The organism is Thermoactinomyces sp. CICC 10522 (genome assembly GCF_016055075.1).
GTDB classification, from domain to species: domain Bacteria; phylum Bacillota; class Bacilli; order Thermoactinomycetales; family Thermoactinomycetaceae; genus Thermoactinomyces_A; species Thermoactinomyces_A daqus.
In genome coordinates this window covers 18,059-35,613 of the sequence record NZ_JAECVY010000006.1, presented here as the reverse complement: position 1 = coordinate 35,613, position 17,555 = coordinate 18,059, and the positions used below count along the sequence as shown (strand labels likewise).

The 17,555-nt window shown below is 50.9% G+C and carries 19 protein-coding genes; 15 read left to right on the top strand and 4 right to left on the bottom strand.

Going from position 1 to position 17,555, the window contains the following annotated elements:
• The first annotated feature begins 508 nt into the window (after positions 1 to 508).
• Positions 509 to 1,309, top strand: coding sequence for an ATP-binding cassette domain-containing protein (locus tag I8U18_RS10160; RefSeq protein ID WP_160173819.1), 801 nt, complete (start codon positions 509 to 511; stop codon positions 1,307 to 1,309).
• A gap of 58 nt (positions 1,310 to 1,367) precedes the next feature.
• Positions 1,368 to 1,877: a GNAT family N-acetyltransferase gene (locus I8U18_RS10155; protein ID WP_232336362.1), complete on the top strand. Its 510-nt coding sequence runs from the start codon at positions 1,368 to 1,370 to the stop codon at positions 1,875 to 1,877.
• Here the strand turns inward: I8U18_RS10155 and I8U18_RS10150 are convergent.
• The 3 genes from I8U18_RS10150 to I8U18_RS10140 form a co-directional block, all read right to left on the bottom strand.
• Positions 1,874 to 2,545, bottom strand: coding sequence for a site-2 protease family protein (locus I8U18_RS10150; protein WP_033100128.1), 672 nt, complete (start codon positions 2,543 to 2,545; stop codon positions 1,874 to 1,876). The genes I8U18_RS10155 and I8U18_RS10150 overlap by 4 nt on opposite strands.
• A 233-nt stretch (positions 2,546 to 2,778) precedes the next feature.
• Positions 2,779 to 5,484 (bottom strand): aconitate hydratase AcnA, encoded by a 2,706-nt coding sequence (gene acnA, locus I8U18_RS10145; RefSeq protein ID WP_033100129.1) that lies wholly within the window; start codon positions 5,482 to 5,484, stop codon positions 2,779 to 2,781.
• A 320-nt stretch (positions 5,485 to 5,804) separates the two neighbouring features.
• Entirely contained in the window at positions 5,805 to 7,022 is a 1,218-nt protein-coding gene (locus tag I8U18_RS10140; protein ID WP_198055888.1) for an MFS transporter, read from the bottom strand.
• A gap of 239 nt (positions 7,023 to 7,261) precedes the next feature.
• Between I8U18_RS10140 and I8U18_RS10135 the strand changes: the two genes are divergently transcribed.
• The 5 genes from I8U18_RS10135 to I8U18_RS10115 all read left to right on the top strand — a co-directional run bounded on the left by I8U18_RS10135 (position 7,262) and on the right by I8U18_RS10115 (position 11,175).
• Positions 7,262 to 8,137, top strand: coding sequence for a LysR substrate-binding domain-containing protein (locus tag I8U18_RS10135; RefSeq protein WP_198055889.1), 876 nt, complete (start codon positions 7,262 to 7,264; stop codon positions 8,135 to 8,137).
• Between the two features lie 103 nt (positions 8,138 to 8,240).
• Positions 8,241 to 8,990: an IclR family transcriptional regulator gene (locus I8U18_RS10130; protein WP_033100131.1), complete on the top strand. Its 750-nt coding sequence runs from the start codon at positions 8,241 to 8,243 to the stop codon at positions 8,988 to 8,990.
• A 76-nt stretch (positions 8,991 to 9,066) separates the two neighbouring features.
• The gene (locus tag I8U18_RS10125; RefSeq protein ID WP_152568492.1) at positions 9,067 to 9,351 is read left to right on the top strand and encodes a hypothetical protein; all 285 of its coding nucleotides are present in this window, start codon (positions 9,067 to 9,069) and stop codon (positions 9,349 to 9,351) included.
• Between the two features lie 56 nt (positions 9,352 to 9,407).
• The gene (locus I8U18_RS10120; RefSeq protein ID WP_033100133.1) at positions 9,408 to 10,157 is read left to right on the top strand and encodes an SDR family NAD(P)-dependent oxidoreductase; all 750 of its coding nucleotides are present in this window, start codon (positions 9,408 to 9,410) and stop codon (positions 10,155 to 10,157) included.
• 268 nt (positions 10,158 to 10,425) lie between these two features.
• Positions 10,426 to 11,175: a DeoR/GlpR family DNA-binding transcription regulator gene (locus I8U18_RS10115; RefSeq protein ID WP_232330915.1), complete on the top strand. Its 750-nt coding sequence runs from the start codon at positions 10,426 to 10,428 to the stop codon at positions 11,173 to 11,175.
• Positions 11,176 to 11,267: 92 nt separating this feature from the next.
• Here I8U18_RS10115 and I8U18_RS10110 read toward each other — a convergent pair whose 3' ends face one another.
• Positions 11,268 to 11,456, bottom strand: coding sequence for a hypothetical protein (locus I8U18_RS10110; protein WP_198059114.1), 189 nt, complete (start codon positions 11,454 to 11,456; stop codon positions 11,268 to 11,270).
• A gap of 377 nt (positions 11,457 to 11,833) precedes the next feature.
• On the opposite strand from I8U18_RS10110, the gene I8U18_RS10105 reads away from it, so the two are divergent.
• From I8U18_RS10105 to I8U18_RS10070, 8 genes are all read left to right on the top strand, one after another.
• Positions 11,834 to 12,397, top strand: a complete 564-nt coding sequence (locus tag I8U18_RS10105; RefSeq protein WP_198055890.1) for a class I SAM-dependent methyltransferase — start codon at positions 11,834 to 11,836, stop codon at positions 12,395 to 12,397.
• A gap of 255 nt (positions 12,398 to 12,652) precedes the next feature.
• Positions 12,653 to 13,366, top strand: a complete 714-nt coding sequence (locus I8U18_RS10100) for a 7-carboxy-7-deazaguanine synthase QueE (RefSeq protein ID WP_232336361.1) — start codon at positions 12,653 to 12,655, stop codon at positions 13,364 to 13,366.
• A gap of 14 nt (positions 13,367 to 13,380) precedes the next feature.
• On the top strand, positions 13,381 to 14,079 hold the full coding sequence (gene queC, locus I8U18_RS10095; protein ID WP_033100138.1) for a 7-cyano-7-deazaguanine synthase QueC: 699 nt from the start codon (positions 13,381 to 13,383) through the stop codon (positions 14,077 to 14,079).
• 6 nt (positions 14,080 to 14,085) lie between these two features.
• Positions 14,086 to 14,472, top strand: coding sequence for a 6-pyruvoyl trahydropterin synthase family protein (locus I8U18_RS10090; protein ID WP_033100139.1), 387 nt, complete (start codon positions 14,086 to 14,088; stop codon positions 14,470 to 14,472).
• A gap of 20 nt (positions 14,473 to 14,492) precedes the next feature.
• The gene (gene queF, locus I8U18_RS10085) at positions 14,493 to 14,984 is read left to right on the top strand and encodes a preQ(1) synthase (protein ID WP_033100140.1); all 492 of its coding nucleotides are present in this window, start codon (positions 14,493 to 14,495) and stop codon (positions 14,982 to 14,984) included.
• Between the two features lie 235 nt (positions 14,985 to 15,219).
• Positions 15,220 to 15,819, top strand: a complete 600-nt coding sequence (locus I8U18_RS10080; protein WP_033100141.1) for a pyridoxamine 5'-phosphate oxidase family protein — start codon at positions 15,220 to 15,222, stop codon at positions 15,817 to 15,819.
• 79 nt (positions 15,820 to 15,898) lie between these two features.
• Positions 15,899 to 16,336 (top strand): BrxA/BrxB family bacilliredoxin, encoded by a 438-nt coding sequence (locus tag I8U18_RS10075; RefSeq protein ID WP_033100186.1) that lies wholly within the window; start codon positions 15,899 to 15,901, stop codon positions 16,334 to 16,336.
• A 216-nt stretch (positions 16,337 to 16,552) separates the two neighbouring features.
• Positions 16,553 to 17,515, top strand: coding sequence for a glycine-rich domain-containing protein (locus I8U18_RS10070; RefSeq protein ID WP_198059115.1), 963 nt, complete (start codon positions 16,553 to 16,555; stop codon positions 17,513 to 17,515).
• Positions 17,516 to 17,555: the final 40 nt, after the last annotated feature.

Here is a 17,555-nt window from a genome sequence, read left to right as displayed (position 1 = left end):
TCAGGTTCACCGGTCGGCGGCAGAGTTCTCCGCCCTCTCAGCCTGGCTCACTCCAAGCTCCCGTTTCTCGCATATGGAATTCTACACTTTCAACCTATCACAGAAGGAGGATGGGGTCAATCCATTCCTTTGCCAAAACAGAATGTCACCCAATTGAAAAAAGATTCTCCTTTAAATCGTCCACTTGGATTTTATTGTAAGTTATACTAGAATTAATAAAGAATATAAAGGTCAGAATTTATCACGTATTTGGACAGATGGATGTTTGATCCTCTCACTCAGGCTTTTTAATAACCCCATGAAAATCAAGATCTTTTCTTACATAAAAACATTTGTCTGACACAGCGCCGGAAGAAAAATTTTTTGAAAAATCAGGAGGGGGGATGGCGGCCTGCTGACTGATCAGCAGAAACGCTGGGTCAGGGGGGCGCAACCCGAAAACCATGCCTTTCACAGAACACTTGATTTGGACAGACTTGCAATTCGGCCGGAAAGGGTGACGTTACCGTTGCGTATAGATTGGTTCCATTTGAGAAAAACATTTGATTCTTACGATGCGTCAAGACGATCCTTCCGTTCGCCCTGCCTGGGATTGCTCGATTTTTCCGCTTCGATCCGGGCCGGAGTTACCGTTATATTGGGCCCGAAAGGCGCGGGCAAAACCACGCTGTTGCGTTTAACCGCCATGGTTTCTGTCCCGGATGACGGACGGATTATTTATCAATGGGGTGAGCAAAAATCGTACGTTTGGTCGAAGGGAAATGCGACGGCCGGCTCATCCTTTTTGACGGAGCTGAAGGGAAAAATCAGTTATGTTCCCGTTCACTGCAGATGGGAGACGGACATGACCGTTGAAAAAGCGTTTTTGTATGAAGCGCAGTTGAAGCGCGTGATGAATCCGCGAAGAAAGAGTGCTGAAATCGTGGCCAAATGGGGGTTGGCCGGTTTTCGCCGCTCGTTTGTCAGTGAGCTGTCCGGAGGAGCTTTTAAACGCTTTTTATTGGCTCACAGTTTGCTGGTCGATCCCTCCATCTGGATTTTGGATGAACCGACCGAGGGATTGGATGAATTGGGCAAAAAACTTTTGTGGCGGGAGTTGCGATCCAATCCGCAAGGCCGGATTACCATGATCGCCACGGAAAAGGACATGGAGCTGGCGGAGGCGGCTGATGACTTGATCTTGATGGAGGCAGGGGCATGCCGCCGGATCGGCAAAAAGAAATACCTCGCAGCCAGTGTGCCGGAAGGAACCGTGGCTGCCTGGTACCAGGCGATGCAGGCATTTGCCAACCTGCGCCATTTCCGGTAGCGTCGCAAACCTCAGATTATGGAAAGCAACATACCTGATGAAAAGGGGAGTCAACAGCATGACGAAAACTATCATCCGCGCCCCCGAATCGGGTGAAGAGCAGGAGTGGTTGCGGCGCTTGTGGCAGAAGGAATGGGGCGGAGCAAAGATGGTTTCCAAAGGGAACGTTTTTCATCTGCATGAGTTGTCCGCCCTGATCGCGATTCAGCGAGGGAAGCCGGTGGGAGCCGTCACGTTTGCGATTCGGGCCGATGCGGCGGAGATCCTGAGCCTCAATGCGCTGATCCCAAACTGCGGGGTGGGCGGCAGCCTGCTCCGGGCGGTTGAGCAAAAGGTGAGAGAGCAGGGCGGGAAGCGCATCTGTCTGATCACAACCAACGACAATCTGAATGCTTTGCGTTTTTATCAAAAACGGGGGTACCGGATGGTTGCTCTTTACCCGGGAGCGGTTGACGAGGCGCGCAAGCAAAAACCCTCCATTCCGCTGGTCGGAAATGAGGGCATTCCGCTGCATGATGAGATTGAATTGGAAAAGCGCTTGCCGGGAGCAGAGGATTCTTCTCTTTAAAACAGAAAATGCAGCCAATCGCTCATGGCATTAATTGTACCGGGGATGAAAAAAGAGAAGTAAGGGGCCAAGACAAAGTTTCCGAGTGGAGTGACCGCCAGAATGATGAACAGGAGCCAGCCGTACGATTCATATTGATGCATTTTCGCCCGCGTTTCATTGGAAACCAGATCTTCGATGAAGCGATACCCGTCCAGGGGTGGAAACGGCAGAATGTTGAAGAAGAAAAGAAGGATATTGAAATGGACCATGATGGAAAAAAAGGTGGTCATGATGCCGATCATGTTCGGAGTAAGGCTGGCATACCAGGAAAACTGCTGCAACAGGTCCCAGATGAACAGGGACAGAAAGGCCAGGAGAAGGTTGCTCAAGGGGCCGGCGATGGTAATGAGCGGACCGACCAGTTTGCGATTGCGCAGATAAAAACGATTGACCGGCACGGGTTTTGCCCAGCCAAATCCGGCTATGATCACCAACAGCGCCCCGAGCGGATCAAGATGGGCCGCCGGATTTAATGTGAGCCTTCCTTCATTTTTGGCTGTCGGGTCTCCAAAGCGGTAAGCGGTATAGGCATGAGCGAATTCATGGACGGTAAAAGCGATCAGGAGCGTGACCAGGATGAAGGGAAGCTGGGATAGCGGATAGGCCAGCCAGGATGAAAAATTCACAGGGCATCACCTTTTTCGAGATAATCAAAAAGCAGTGCCGAGTGGGTGGCACTGCTTTCATCATAACATTTGGATCAATTCAATGCGATTGCCAAACGGATTTAGAAATTCAAAACGGGCATGCCCGGGGATGGAAACGGAAGGCTTAACCGGGATACCAGGAACGGTGAGCCGTTCTTCCCATGCGCCCGGGTCATCGAAGAGATCATTCCTGACCGGGATTCTTACCCGCTTTAACCGTTGAGGATTTGGCGCAAGACCGTTTGCAAAATACCGCCGTTGCGGTAATATTCCACATCGACCACGCTGTCCAGGCGCACGTCGACATCGAATTCAACCGTGCTTCCGTCCGGTTTGGTCGCTTTCACTTTCAGGGTTTGACCCGGAGCGATTTGATCGTTCAAACCGATGATATCAATGGTTTCTTTTCCGGTCAGGCCGAGCGATTTCCAGCTTTGGCCATCTTTGAATTGCAGCGGGAGCACGCCCATGCCCACGAGGTTGCTGCGATGGATGCGCTCAAAGCTTTCGGCGATCACGGCTTTGACCCCGAGCAGGTTGGTTCCTTTTGCGGCCCAGTCACGGGAGCTGCCGGTGCCGTATTCCTTGCCGGCGATGACGACGAGCGGGGTGTTTTCCTCTTTGTATTTCATCGCCGCATCGTAGATGGACATCACTTGACCGCTCGGAACGTGTTCCGTCACGCCGCCTTCCGATCCCGGTACCACCTGGTTGCGGATGCGGATGTTGGCAAAGGTGCCGCGGGTCATAACACGGTCGTTTCCGCGCCGTGAACCGTAGGAGTTGAAGTCTTTTACGCTGACGCCGTTTTCTTGCAGGTAGCGTCCGGCCGGGCTGTTGGTGGCGATGCTTCCTGCCGGCGAGATGTGGTCGGTGGTCACGGAATCACCGAGGAGAGCCAGGATGTGTGCGCCGGAAATCGGTTTAATCTCTTCCACTTCCGGTGACAGGCCGACAAAGAAAGGCGGTTCCTGGATATAGGTCGATTTTTCATCCCACTCATACAGAACGCCTTTTGGTGTGGGCAGTTGGTTCCAGCGTTCGTTGGCATCAAACACTTTGGCATACTGTTTGCGGAATTGTTCCGCGCTGATGGCGCTGGCCATCACATCGCTGATCTCCTGCGAAGACGGCCAGATATCTTTTAAATAAACCGGCTGTCCGCTCGGATCGTGGCCGATCGGCTCTTTTTCAAAATCGATGTTGACTGTTCCGGCGAGGGCATAGGCGACAACCAGCGGTGGGGAAGCCAGGTAGTTTGCTTTCACCAGCGGATGGATGCGCCCTTCAAAGTTACGGTTACCGGAGAGGACAGAGGCGACGGTCAGGTCGTTTTCCTCAATCGCTCTGCTCACATCATCAGAGAGAGGGCCGCTGTTTCCGATACAAGTGGCGCAACCGTAACCGGCCACGGTGAAGCCGAGTTTTGCCAGCGGTTCAATCAGGTTCGCCTTGGTCAAATAGTCGGTTACGACTTTGGAACCGGGGGTTAAGCTGCTTTTCACGTAAGCAGGTACGCTCAGGCCTTTTTCGACCGCTTTCTTCGCCACCAAACCGGCGCCGACCATCACGGACGGGTTGGATGTGTTGGTACAGCTGGTGATGGCTGCAATCACAACCGAGCCTTGTTTCAGTTCATAAGTGGTTCCGTCGGGACGGGTAACGCTGACCGATTTGCTGATTTCCTGGTCGGACAGGCCGAATCCGCGCTCATCAATCGGTTTGCGCAAGGTTTCATTCCAGGATTCTTTCATTTTGCTCAGCTCAATGCGGTCTTGCGGGCGTTTTGGTCCGGACAAGCTTGGAACGACGGTCGACAGGTCGAGTTCGATCGTATCGGTGTATACCGGATCAGGTGTTTCATCCGTACGGAAGAGGCCTTGTGCCGTGTAGTATTCTTTTACGAGCTGCACGAGGCTTTCATCGCGCCCGGTGTTGCGCAGGTAGTTGAGCGATTCTTCGTCAACCGGGAAGAAACCGATCGTGGCACCGTATTCCGGAGCCATATTGGCAACCGTCGCACGGTCGGCCAGGCTCAGATTGGACAGACCGGAACCGTAGAACTCGACGAACTTGCCGACAACGCCTTTTTTGCGCAGCATTTCGGTGACGGTGAGGGCGAGGTCGGTTGCAGTGGCTCCTTCAGCCAGTTTTCCGGTCAGTTTAAAGCCGATCACTTCTGGGGTGATGAAGTAGAGCGGTTGCCCGAGCATGCATGCTTCGGCTTCAATGCCGCCAACGCCCCAGCCGACAACGCCGAGCCCGTTGATCATGGTGGTGTGGGAGTCGGTACCGACAAGCGAATCCGGGAATACCACTTTTTCGCCGTCCACTTCCCGGGTTACGGCCACATTGGCCAAATATTCCAAGTTTACCTGGTGGACGATGCCGGTTGCCGGAGGAACAGCGCGGAAGTTATCCAGGGATTCGGCAGCCCAGCGCAAGAGTCGGTAACGCTCTTCGTTGCGTTTGAACTCCAGGTCCATGTTGTACTCCAAAGCATCGCTAGTTCCGGCTTTATCGACCATCACGGAGTGGTCGATGACCAGATCAACGGGAATGAGCGGGTTGATGCGTTTGGGATCACCGCCGACGCGCGCCATGGCTGAGCGCAGTGCAGCAAGGTCCACAACGGCCGGTACCCCGGTGAAATCCTGCAGCACGATCCGCGCGGGTTTGAAGGCGATTTCTTTGTCGGAACGCTTTTCTGCCCAGGTGGCCAATTGTTCGATATGTTCTTTTGTTACGGATTTTCCATCAAATTGGCGTACGGCTGCTTCCAGCAGCACTTTAATGGAGAATGGCAATTTGGAGACAGAGCCGACTCCTTGTTCTTCCAATCCGCTTAAACGGTAGTACACATATTCCTGATTTTCAACGGTCAGTTTGGAGCGGACGTTGAACAAATCCTTTGCCATGCGGGCAACCTCCTTTGCGGGTTGGTTTCGTCTGGTGAAACAAGGTTCTAAATTCGATACCATTATACAATGGTTTTGAAATATTGTATAGGCTTCCACTTAAAAAAAATGAGAAAACAATGGAAAAAAGCAGGCTTTGATCAACCAGGAGCGGGGGCTGTCACTCCAACATCCGGAAAAAACCATTCGCTTCTTTGGCGCAACCCGGAGACGAAAGCCGGGAATCTTGTGCGGCCTGCAACAATATAAGCGGTTTTCCCCGACGGACATCCCCTGTCTTACTATATGTGTGGTGAGCAGCGGTTTAGATCATGACAAGGTTAATGACTCTTATAAAAACTTCGGCCGGGCTTCGGCTTCTCTCTCAGGAGGAAAAGGAGAAATACCAAACCGAGTGAGACAAGCAACAGGCAGCCGATCATTTCGGTCACCCCGAACCAACCAAACCGGCTCCAGAACCAGCCTCCCGCTGAACCCGCCAGACTGGAACCGGTGTAATAGAAAAAGAGATAAAGGGAAGATGCTTGTGCTTTGCTGGCGGCAGCAAGTTTTCCCACCCCGCCGCTGGCCACGGAATGACTGCCGAAAAAGCCGAAAGTAAAAATTGCGACCGCGATTATTTTGCTGATGAGATGGGGATAGAGACTGAGTCCGTCGCTGATCAGCATCAGGAAGATTCCAAAGCCCAAAACTTTCGCCTGCCCCCATTTGTCGGCAAGACGGCCCATCCAGGCCGAACTGAATGTTCCGGTCAAATAGACGATGAAGATCAGGCTGACGGCAAAAGAACTCAAGTGATAAGGCGAGGCCATTAGATCGTAACCGATATAATTGTACAGGGAGACAAAACTGCCCATCAGGGCAAAACTGATTCCGTATAATAAGAGCAAACCCGGATTTTTCAAGCAATTGACCAGGGAAAAAAACAAGCTGCGGAGCTTCAGCCGTTTTGGATGGAAATGAGCGGTCTCCGGCAGGTGTTTCCAAAACCAACAGCTGAGCAACAGGTTGAAGAGACCCATGCAGGTAAGAGCCGTTTGCCATGAAAACAGATCGGACAAAATGCCGACGGCGATACGCCCGCTCATTCCGCCAATGGAAGTGCCGGCGATGTAAATGCCCATCACCCGCCCCAGGCTTTGGGGATGAAACTCTTCATTAATATAGGTCATGGCGATCGAGGGTAGACCGGCCAGTGCTGCTCCGGTCAGCGCCCGGAAGATGAGCAGGAGAGTGAAATTGGGCAGAAAAGGAAGCAGCAAAGCGAGAACCGAAGAACAAAGAAGCGACAGGTTCATCATTTTTTTTCTGCCCCAGCTATCGGAGAGAGAAGCCGCCAAGAGCATGAAGACGGCGAGCATCCCCGTTGACAGTGATACGGATAGACTTGCGGTTACGGGCTTTACGTGAAATTCATGTGAGAAAAGGGGTAAAAGAGGCTGGGTGCTGTAAAGGATGGAAAAACTTACGAATCCCCCGGCGAAAAGGCAAGTCAGCGCTTTGGCAAAGGCGGGGGATCCCGGAACAATTTTGTTCAATGTTTATGCCTCCTTCAAGGATGGAAAACATTCATCTTTCTTTTTGGTGCAACCTGAAGGTGGAAACGGGAGCAAAACCGGAGAGGGTGGGCATACCAAGGCCCGGCTTGAAATATAAAAAAAGGGGGCATCTCCCCTCTTTCTCTTATCGTAGCGCTATCCTTTGCTGGTCGTAAAATTTCATTTTTGCATTAAATCAATGTTTTTCTGTTATTAAATGAACAGAAAGAGGGATCGGGATGGAATGGCAACAGCTCGAATATTTCAGGGTCGTCGCCCGTCTGGAACATTTCACACGCGCCGCCGAGCAGCTTGCGATCTCCCAGCCCGCGCTCAGTCGCTCCATCGCTGCGCTGGAAGAGGAAATCGGCGTTCCCTTTTTTAAACGGGAGGGAAGATCAGTGCGCCTGAACCGCTATGGACATCTGTTTCTTCAGCATGTGGAGCGGGCGCTGGCTGAGATTGAAAAAGGAAAAAAGAAAATCGACGATCTTCTTAATCCGGAGAGGGGACTGGTCTCACTCGCTTTTTTGCATACGCTGGGTGCGCAGCTTATTCCGTCCTTGCTGCGGGAATTTCGAGAGGCCAATCCCTTCGTTCGCTTTCAGCTTTACCAGAATTCAGCCCAGCATATTTTGACACAGCTGGAGGCGGGGGAAATCGATTTGTGTTTTACCTCCCCCCCGGTGCGGCGTCCCGGTTTCGGCTGGGTGGATTTGCTTGAGGAGAAACTGGTTCTTCTGGTTCCGCGACACCATCGTTTGGCCGGGCGAGGAACCGTTCGTTTGGATGAGGTGGCAAACGACCCGTTCATCTGCATGAAACATGGATACGGATTGCGCTCAATCACCGAAAACCTGTGCCGGGAAGCCGGTTTTCGCCCGCAAGTCGCTTTTGAGGGGGAAGAGGTGACAACCGTGGCCGGATTGGTCGCGGCGGGACTGGGCATCGCTTTGATCCCGGAGGTTTCCGGACTGAATCAGGAAAAAACTGTTTGTCTGGAAGTGAGTGAACCCCGTTGCCGCAGGATGATCGGGATGGCCTGGCGGGAAGGCGGATTCATGCCGCTTCCGGTCTTGAAATTTCGGACGTTTGTGATGCAGCGCTTGGGGTGAACCATGTTTGCACGATATTTTTATTTCATCTTTTAGCCTGGAAGAGTATAATGTTTGAAAAACGAAATAAGTTTCATAGAATGAAACGCGGAGGGGCTAAACCTTGAGTGAAGCGAAAAAAGCAACAGTGCGGGCAGCCGAGCGGGCTTTGGATATATTGTTGTGCTTTGCAGATGCATCCCAACTCGGAATGATGGAGATCGCCGAGAAGACGGGACTGAATAAAAGCACGGTCTTTCGCCTTTTGGCTACATTGGAGGCAAAGGGATTTGTAAAACGCGATCCTCAGTCGGAGAAGTACCGCCTCGGTTTTCGCGTCTGGGAGCTGTCGGCCAATCTTGATCAGTCCGATGACCCGGCTGTGCTCTTCTTGCCGGAGATGGAGCGGTTGCGTGATGAACTGGATGAAACGGTCAGTTTATATATTCGCGACGGAGGGGAGCGCGTGCGGATTCAGGCGGTGGAAAGCAGGCAGGCGATCCGGCGCGTGGCTCCGGTTGGGGCGCGGATGCCGCTTGCCGTTGGTGCTTCCAGCAAAGTCCTCATGGCATATGCCGGGGAAGAAGCGGTATCCAAATTACTCTCTTCCCCCGACTGGCCGGAAAATCTCGAGCGTGAACAGTACCTTGAACAATTGCAGAAAATCAGGGAAGAAGGGTTTGCCATCAGTGTGGAAGAACGGGAAGCAGGAACCGCTGCCGTTTCCGTCCCTGTTTTTTCCAAGCGGGGCGATTTGGTGGCTGCTTTGGCCGTATCCGGTCCGGTTTCCCGCATGAATATCGACAAGATGATTCAGTTTGTCCCGCGGATGAAAGAGGCGGCGGTGCAAATGGGCAAAATGATCCGCTCGTAGGCCGGAAGAGAGAATGGGAAAAAAGACATTGGCTGATACTATGGATGCAAGCCTCAGGAACAAGGAGGAAAAGTTGATGCTTTTTTCCCCGGAAGAGATGAATTTTCTTTCCACAAGACTGGAAGAAGAAGCAGTCCGGTTGCGTCAGGGGCAGTCTGATGAGCTTGCGGCGACCCCGGAAGAGAGGCAACGGGAATTGCGCCTGATCAGTGAATTGCAGCGGAAACTGCGCGATTTAAAGAGCGAGATGACGCAGGAAGAGAAAGCGTTGGTGGCCCGTTTGGCCCGCGATGAAATCCATCATATTCATGGGCACGGGACCGGCGTTTATCAATCGATCTTGCAAAAAGTAGAGCAATGAAGGATGATTCCCCGCCGAGGTGTGGGGATTTTTCTTGTGAAAAGGAGGAAGGACCGATGGGGAAATTCAGCGGTCAAGTGGTGATTGTCACCGGGGCAGCCCAGGGAATCGGCAGGGCTGTTGCCGAGGGTTATGCGCGTGCAGGGGCTAAGGTGGTCATGGCTGATCTGAACCGGGATCTGTTGCTCAAAGCAGCAAGCCGCCTGCAATCGTTGAATGGAGAAGTGATTGCGGTGCCCGCTGATGTGCGCAAAGAAGAGGAGATTGTCCGATTGGTGCAAAAAGCCGTTGATGCCTTCGGAACGGTGCATATTTTGATCAACAATGCGGGGGTATCACGTTGGAAATCGCCTTATGACCTGACGGCCGAAGAGTGGGATGACGTGATTGACACCAATTTGCGCAGCGTCTTTTTATGCTCGCGCGAAGCGGCAAAAGTGATGCGAACGCAAAAGAGCGGCGTGATCATCAACCTCGCTTCAACCCGCGCACTCATGTCTGAACCCAACACAGAGGCTTATGCCGCATCCAAAGCGGGGATCGTCGGGTTGACCCATGCACTTGCCATTTCATTGGGCCCGGACGGGATCAGGGTGAATGCGATTGCCCCGGGCTGGGTTGAAACGGGTGATTACGGAGCGTTGCGGGCGGTTGATCATGAACAGCACCCGGCAGGACGGGTGGGGAAACCGGAAGACATTGTAAAAGCCTGTTTCTACCTGAGTGATCCCGAAAATGATTTTGTGACGGGGATTCAGCTGGTGGTCGACGGCGGAATGACGCGCAAAATGATTTATGAAGAGTGATGAGAGTCCCGGGGATGTTGGTCCCGGGACTTTTCCCATTGCCATCACGCCCTTTCGGCAGGTTACGCTGGCAACCGGGAGTGGCAGGATCAAGGGGATACCGGTGGTTGATTTTCCCTCTCTCCTATCCTCAATCTACCTTGCCGGATCGCAAAAAGCAACGTTAAAATTAAGCAATAGTAAGTGTTTATTGTTTTTATTGGTGATAAATGCTTAACTTTGCTTAAAAATGCTTAAACGGAGGCGAATCATGTACCAGGAGGAACGAATGCTGGGGATATTACAATATTTGAGAGAACACGGCCGGATCCGCGTACAGGACATTTGCGAGCAATTTAACGTCTCCCGCGACACGGCGAGAAGGGATCTGGTCAAATTGAGCGAGCAAAAACTGATCATCCGAACCCGGGGTGGCGCGGTTCTCCCTACCTTGAACCAGGAAATTGAAAGTTATAAGGAACGGCTGGATCTGAAAGGGGAGAGCAAAGAGCGAATCGGGAGGGAAGCGGCGAAGTGGATTCAGGATTATGACACGATTCTGCTGGATACTTCCACGACGGTTCAATATGCCGCCCAGGCAATAACGGCGCAAAACATTGTGGCGGTCACCAATTCGATCGACATCGCCGATATCCTGTCCGCGAAACCGGGAGTGAAGATTCACGTCTTGGGCGGGATACTCCATGCGCGGGACCGCTATTTGTACGGATCGGAGACGACCCGAAAGTTGCAGGAATATAAAGTGAACAAATTTTTAATGGGCGCGGGCGGAATTACCGATGAAGGCATTTTTTTTAAAAGCGAAGAGGACGGGCAGGTTGTGCGGGAAATGATCCATCGCGCTGAACAGGTGATCGTGCTCGCTGATCATACAAAATTCGGGAAGCCCTTGTTTTACAAAGTGTGTTCGCTGGACCAGGTTGATTTTTTGATTGCCGACCGGATTCCGGAGCGTTGGAAGCCGGTGTTGGACAGATTGGAGATCGAAGCACTGGAGACAGGAGAAGGACGGGATTAATATGGAGAAACGCGGGCAAGCCTGGACCCGGTCTGTATCGTCAGGAAGAACTGCAACGGCATTGCCCGCACACGGCGGTGACTGCTTTTTTGTTATTCGTCCGGGAGAATTTCAAACTTCTGGATTAACAGCCTTCTCATTTTTTTCAGTTGTTGCTGGTGCCATTCGTCCTCATAGTTTTTTAATCGCTTGTAAGTATCAAGCAGGGCAAATTCAATGATGGCGCATTCTTCGGCATCAAAGATGCGCACATAGGAATCATCCGTCAGCTTCTTACTCATCATTTCCCTCCTCCTTTTTCATTTTCGACAAGGAAAAGGGGAATTAGCCGCTCGATTTTCCTGTCCCGGAACCTGACAGGTTGGTTTGTGTTTTGATTCTCCGGCTTGGCGCTCAAAAATAAGGAATCAACAGCTGAAAAGTCGGTTTTTTATCTGTATGCGGATGTGAACCCGCTTATGACCGGGGAAATATTTGTCTTTCCCGCACCGTTCCAGGCGCAGGTTTCGCAAAAATAACATAAAAATTCAAGCAGAATCAGGATTATAATGAAAAAAGACGCTTGAGCGCGACATGGCCGATCCGGCATTTTGATGATTCCACCAATCCACACGCTTGATGGCAGACAGATAAACAGAACTTATTGGGGGTTTTCACAATGGGTGAATCAATTGACGAAATCCGCGTCGTTGTAGGGGCGGGAAAAACGATCAACAACCCGGGCTGGATTCACACTAATGAACATGAATTGAATTTGCTGAAACCGGAAGATTGGGAAGCGCGATTTGCTGAAGAATCGATTACGGCCATTTTGGCGGAACATGTGTGGGAGCATCTGACTTTTGAAGAAGGAGTGAGGGCTGCCCGTATTTGCCGCCGTTTTTTATTGCCGGGAGGATGGATTCGCTGTGCCGTGCCGGACGGGTATTTTCAAAACAAAGAATATCAGCAACTCGTCAAATCGGGGAGAGCGGGAAATGCGGATAACCCGGCTGCTTTGCATAAAATCGTCTACAATTATCAATCGTTCACCCGGATGTTTGAGGAAGCCGGTTTTTTGGTGAAGCTGCTTGAATACTGCGATGAAAACGGTCATTTTCATTATGTGGACTGGGATCCCCTCGATGGTTTTATCTACCGCTCCCGCCGCTTTGATCACCGCAATCAGTCGGGTGAGCTGAAAAGTGTTTCCCTGATCGTCGATGCGGTAAAGCCGTTTTGAACCGCTGATTGCAGGCAACCCTTACCTTTGAATTCCACGATATCTGCCCGGCTTTTCCGAAACGATGGCCGGGTTGCTCTCCGCTCTTTTGAATCCCTGATTTTCCCTTTTTTAAGACCGATCTTGTGAAACAAGGCGAATTTCGCTATGATTTTTGGATGTGCGGTATTGTCTGTCCGCGCCTGCTTTTGATAGCATGGGTTTAGTCCGGATCCTGAGCGAAACGCTTTTCAGATAGAGAAGAGGTGCGTTCTTTTGCAGAAAGAACGATTGACGGAAGATCCGAAACTTCCGATGGTCGAAGTATTTCAAACAGTGGAAGGAGAAGGGACGAAAGCGGGGTATCCGACCACGTTCGTACGGGTGTACAATTGCAATCTGCGCTGTACGTGGTGTGATACACCCTACAGTTATGCCCCCGCCAAACCGGAGTACTTTGCCACGGTATCAGAAATTGTCGGGCAGGTGAGGGAATACGGCAATCGGCACATCTGCCTGACCGGGGGTGAGCCGCTGATGCACGGGAATAAGTCCCTTCTTTTGATGGCGGCCCTTGCCGGAATCGAAGAGGTGGATGACGTGCATGTGGAAACCAACGGCGCCATCCACCTCGGGCCTTTTGATGAATGGCGCAATAACAACGGAAAAATCGGGCAAAAGGTCCGGTTTATTTTGGATTACAAACTGCCGGCCAGCGGAGAAAACGACAAGATGATTGAAGAGAATTTTGCCTTTTTGCGTGACACGGATGAGGTGAAGTTTGTGATCGCTGATGAGGAAGATTTTTGCCTGGCGGCGTCCGTGGTAAAGGAAAAAATGAAGAAGGGCGTCCCGCTGTTCAGCCCGGTCTGGGAAACGATGAAACCGGACCGTCTGGTGGATCTGATCCTCGAACAGCGATTGACTAAGGTCAAACTCAATTTGCAGATTCACAAAATCATTTGGGACCCCGATGCGCGGGGCGTTTAAGGGGGAGAAAACGCATGAGCAATCGAGCGGTTGTCGTATTGAGCGGCGGTTTGGACAGTACCACGTGCATGGGGATTGCCAAAGAGGCAGGCTATGAATTGTATCCCATCACTTTTTATTACCAGCAGCGGCATGACAAAGAAGTGGAGCATGCCAAAAAAGTGGCGGCTTTCTATGGAGTGGAACAACGGCATAAAATCGTGAACGTTTCCTTTTTGGGGGATATTGGCGGCAGTGCCCTGACCGACGAGGCGATCGAGGTGCAAACAGGCGGAGTGCAGGATGGGATTCCCGACACCTATGTGCCGGCGCGAAATTTGATTTTCTTGTCACTGGCGACCGCTTATGCCGAAGTGATCGGGGCGGAAAAGATTTATACAGGAGTGACTGCGGTTGATTACAGCGGTTATCCGGACTGTCGGCCCGAGTTTATCGCTGCGATGACGGAGACGATTAATCTTGCGACCAAAATGGGGGTTACATCGGAGGGAAAATTGAGCATTGAGACACCGCTCATTCATTGGTCCAAAGCGGAAATCATCAGGCGCGGCTTGGAACTCGGCGTACCGTATGAACTGACCACTTCCTGCTACCTCGGCGGGGAAGAAGCCTGCGGGGAATGCGACAGCTGCCTGCTCAGGCTCAAGGGTTTTGCGGAAAACAACGCAACTGATCCGATCCCCTATAAAAAAATTCCCTCACAATTCAGGTGATGAACGATGCGCGGCAAGTATACACTCGTCAAGCATTTCTGGATTTCCTGTGCCCATAGCGTCCCGGGTGCGGGCAAGTGCGAACGGATTCACGGTCATAACTACAAAGTGACTTTTTGCGTGGAGGGGCAGGAACTGGACGAGCAGCATATGTTGATTGATTTCCGTCAGGTAAAGCATGCATTGGAAAAAAAATATGACCATTATCTGCTTAACCAGTTTCCCGAATTCGATCCCGAGCAAGGAGGGGCTGCCCCCACTACGGAAAAAGTGGCTGAAGTCTTTTTCTCGATCATCGATGGCCTTTGCCGGCAAAAGAAAAACCAGCCGCTGGTCAAATGGGTCGAAGTGCAGGAAACGAATGAAGCCTATGCGCGTTTTGAGCGTTTATGATCATGTGTGGAGGAAAGAACATGAACGAGCAAAAGAAGGAAGACTTGAATCTGCATTTGCTTGGCAGCAAGACGGACTATGAATTTGAATATAATCCCGGTTTGCTCGAAGCGTTTGATAACCGTCATCCGGACCTCGACTACTTTGTCAAGTTTAATTGCCCGGAATTTACCAGCCTTTGTCCGATTACCAACCAGCCCGATTTTGCTACAATCTATATCAGTTATGTTCCGGATCAAAAGCTGGTGGAGAGCAAGTCGCTCAAGCTTTATCTCTTCAGCTTCCGCAATCACGGGGACTTTCATGAAAACTGTGTGGTTGTCATCATGAAAGACTTGATTAAAAAATTGGATCCCAAATATATCGAAGTCTGGGGAAAATTTCTCCCGCGCGGCGGGATCAGCATTGATCCTTATGTCAATTATGGAAAACCAGGGACAAAATGGGAGAAAATTGCGCAGGAGCGCTTGGCCAAGCACGACCTCTACCCGGAGCGGGTGGATAACCGGTAAGGAATATACAGCTGGCGAACACGATAGAAGCGCGGGTGTACCTCTGATCGACCATTTGAAACGCTGGGAACGAAGGGGTGCACCCGTTTTCACAAAAAAACCTTAACGAATTTGTTTTTCAAATGAGAACCAGAAACATGTAAAACATTTCTGATTATTGTTTGCTGAATTTGATTATTTTTCTTATACTTTGGTTAAGAAAAAACCCTATAAAGTATAGAGGTGTGTTAAATCCATGTCTTCACAAGGCGAGCACTGGCTCCAAAAGAGGTTTGGCACCGAAAAACGGGCCAACACATTTTATGAAAATCAGATGCTTGATCACCTGTCGCCTGCCATGCAGGATTTTCTCCTGAAACAGGAAATGATGTTTCTTGCCACAAGCGACCGCCAGGGGAATTGCGATATGTCCTTTCGTGCCGGTAAACCAGGGTTTATACATATAATAAATAAAAAAAACGTGATATACCCGGAGTATCGTGGAAATGGTGTATTGGCAAGCCTTGGGAACATGTTGGAAAATCCGCATATCGGAATGTTGTTTATCGATTTTTTTACCCACAGAATCGGTCTGCATATCAACGGGACAGCGGGAATCATTGAAGATGAAGCACTGACGCGATGCATTCCGAGACCGATTGCGCTTCATCTGCAGCAGACAGTGGAAAAACAGGTGGAGGCTTGGGTTTTGGTGAAAATTGACGAAGCTTATATTCATTGTTCCAAAAACATTCCCTTGCTGAAAAAGGTGGAACCGGCTGTGCAGGCAAATCAAATGTCCACGGCCAGCGGGGACTTTTTTGGGACAAAGATGTACAAGCAGCAAATGACGTGACAAAGGCCTCAAGCATGATTGGTAGACTCTTGCTTTGAAAATGGGATAAAATAGATGCGAAGGAGGGATGACAGTGTCCATGAACTTTTATGTCCAACAAATGCAAGCTATGGTTCAACATATGCGTGATGAGTTGACCAACGTCGGATTTAAGGAATTGCGCACACCCGAAGAGGTGGATGCAGCCTTGACCGGCGAAGGCGCAAAAGGAACGGCCCTGGTGGTGGTCAACTCCGTTTGCGGATGCGCAGCCGGCCTGGCCCGCCCCGCAGCTGCCTTTTCGCTGAAACACGATAAAGTGCCGGATCATTTATATACCGTTTTTGCCGGGCAAGACCGGGAAGCAACCGCCCGGGCACGCGAGTATTTTGAAGGTCAACCGCCTTCTTCCCCGTCTTTTGCTCTTTTAAAAGACGGCAAGTTGGTGCATATGATTCACCGTCATGAAATCGAGAATGTGCCGCTGGAAGAGATCGCTGCCAACCTGACGGCTGCTTATGACCGGTATTGTGACTAATTGCAGAATGACGGCCCTTGAACTCCCTCCCAATTCTGAGGGAGTTTTTTCTGTGAAATAGCGGCGGGGGATGCCACGCCCCTCCCGATTGTGTCCAGCTTTCATCCCTGTTTTTCTGCCGGTGAGAAGGTGTCATTTCTTTGGCTGATGAGCGGCAAGGGTGCATTTCTCTTCATCGATTGATTACAATGGTAGAGAGAGGAGAGATGGCGGGGAATGGAAATCATCGCTGGTTTGTTGCTGGTGTTTTTCATTGGAATGAGCATCGTGGTCAATGTTCTCTATCGGTTGGCCAAGAGAAAGAAACACCGGCTTTTATACGTTTTGCCCGATCTTGGCATGCAGGATCATGGCGAAGAGTTTCGGGGAAACTTCCGGGCATTGTTGCGCCACTTGGAACAATCGCTTTCCGAACGCTATGTGGAACGGGTTAAGGAACGCGTCATTCGCGAACACCAAATCAGTCTGACTGAATGGGAAAACCGCTGGTTTGAATGGAAACGTTATTTGATCATGGCCGCGCTCCTGAAAAGTGTTCCGATGTTCAGCCGGGAAGTCGATGAAATCTGGCACGAAAAATTGATGTTTACCCGCGAATATGAGGATTTTTGCAGACGTTACCTTAAAACGGCATTGCACCATGCCCCGAACAAAACGGATGCGCCTTTTAATCCGCAAGAACGCGCGTGGTTCGATCTCGTGTATGTCCTGCTGTTCAAACCGACCCGGTACAGTTTGCAAACCTGGGGACCTTTCTTGCGACACCCGTTATCCAGGGAATTCCTCGAAGAATTCAAAAAGGAAGACGAGGATCGGTTGGCAGAGAAATATTTCAACACTCGGGCGCAAAATGATCTTCCCGGAGCTGGAGTGCTTGTTCGCCATTTGATTCAATACATAAAAAAACTGCTGAGAGAAGTTGAACATCACGCTTTCCGATTTGGCACGGATGTTGATTCATTTCGGAAGAACGCCGCGTTTCAGCCGCAAAACAAAGATTTGGCTCTTTCAATGGTTAAGGGTGTCATCTTTTTGTCCAGTTATTTTCCGGAAAGTTTTCGCCAGCGTTATCAGGAGTTGTTTGGCAAAGATCCGGGGTCGGAGGATGAGCTTGGATGTTTTGCCGCTTCAGGCAGTGACGTGGAAACAGCGGACGGAAAAAAGGAGTTTTTGGATTAGCAACCATCCGCAGGGGGCCGAAGCCTCTGCGGATGATTTT

Excerpts from the sequence above, each read along its gene's own strand:
- I8U18_RS10155 (WP_232336362.1), top strand. The coding sequence starts at position 1,368 with ATGACGAAAACTATCATCCGCGCCCCCGAATCGGGTGAAGAGCAGGAG.
- acnA (WP_033100129.1), bottom strand. The coding sequence starts at position 5,484 with ATGGCAAAGGATTTGTTCAACGTCCGCTCCAAACTGACCGTTGAAAAT.
- I8U18_RS10135 (WP_198055889.1), top strand. The coding sequence starts at position 7,262 with ATGGAATGGCAACAGCTCGAATATTTCAGGGTCGTCGCCCGTCTGGAA.
- I8U18_RS10125 (WP_152568492.1), top strand. The coding sequence starts at position 9,067 with ATGCTTTTTTCCCCGGAAGAGATGAATTTTCTTTCCACAAGACTGGAA.
- I8U18_RS10120 (WP_033100133.1), top strand. The coding sequence starts at position 9,408 with ATGGGGAAATTCAGCGGTCAAGTGGTGATTGTCACCGGGGCAGCCCAG.
- I8U18_RS10115 (WP_232330915.1), top strand. The coding sequence starts at position 10,426 with ATGCTGGGGATATTACAATATTTGAGAGAACACGGCCGGATCCGCGTA.
- I8U18_RS10110 (WP_198059114.1), bottom strand. The coding sequence starts at position 11,456 with ATGAGTAAGAAGCTGACGGATGATTCCTATGTGCGCATCTTTGATGCC.
- I8U18_RS10105 (WP_198055890.1), top strand. The coding sequence starts at position 11,834 with ATGGGTGAATCAATTGACGAAATCCGCGTCGTTGTAGGGGCGGGAAAA.
- queC (WP_033100138.1), top strand. The coding sequence starts at position 13,381 with ATGAGCAATCGAGCGGTTGTCGTATTGAGCGGCGGTTTGGACAGTACC.
- I8U18_RS10090 (WP_033100139.1), top strand. The coding sequence starts at position 14,086 with ATGCGCGGCAAGTATACACTCGTCAAGCATTTCTGGATTTCCTGTGCC.
- queF (WP_033100140.1), top strand. The coding sequence starts at position 14,493 with ATGAACGAGCAAAAGAAGGAAGACTTGAATCTGCATTTGCTTGGCAGC.
- I8U18_RS10080 (WP_033100141.1), top strand. The coding sequence starts at position 15,220 with ATGTCTTCACAAGGCGAGCACTGGCTCCAAAAGAGGTTTGGCACCGAA.
- I8U18_RS10075 (WP_033100186.1), top strand. The coding sequence starts at position 15,899 with ATGAACTTTTATGTCCAACAAATGCAAGCTATGGTTCAACATATGCGT.
- I8U18_RS10070 (WP_198059115.1), top strand. The coding sequence starts at position 16,553 with ATGGAAATCATCGCTGGTTTGTTGCTGGTGTTTTTCATTGGAATGAGC.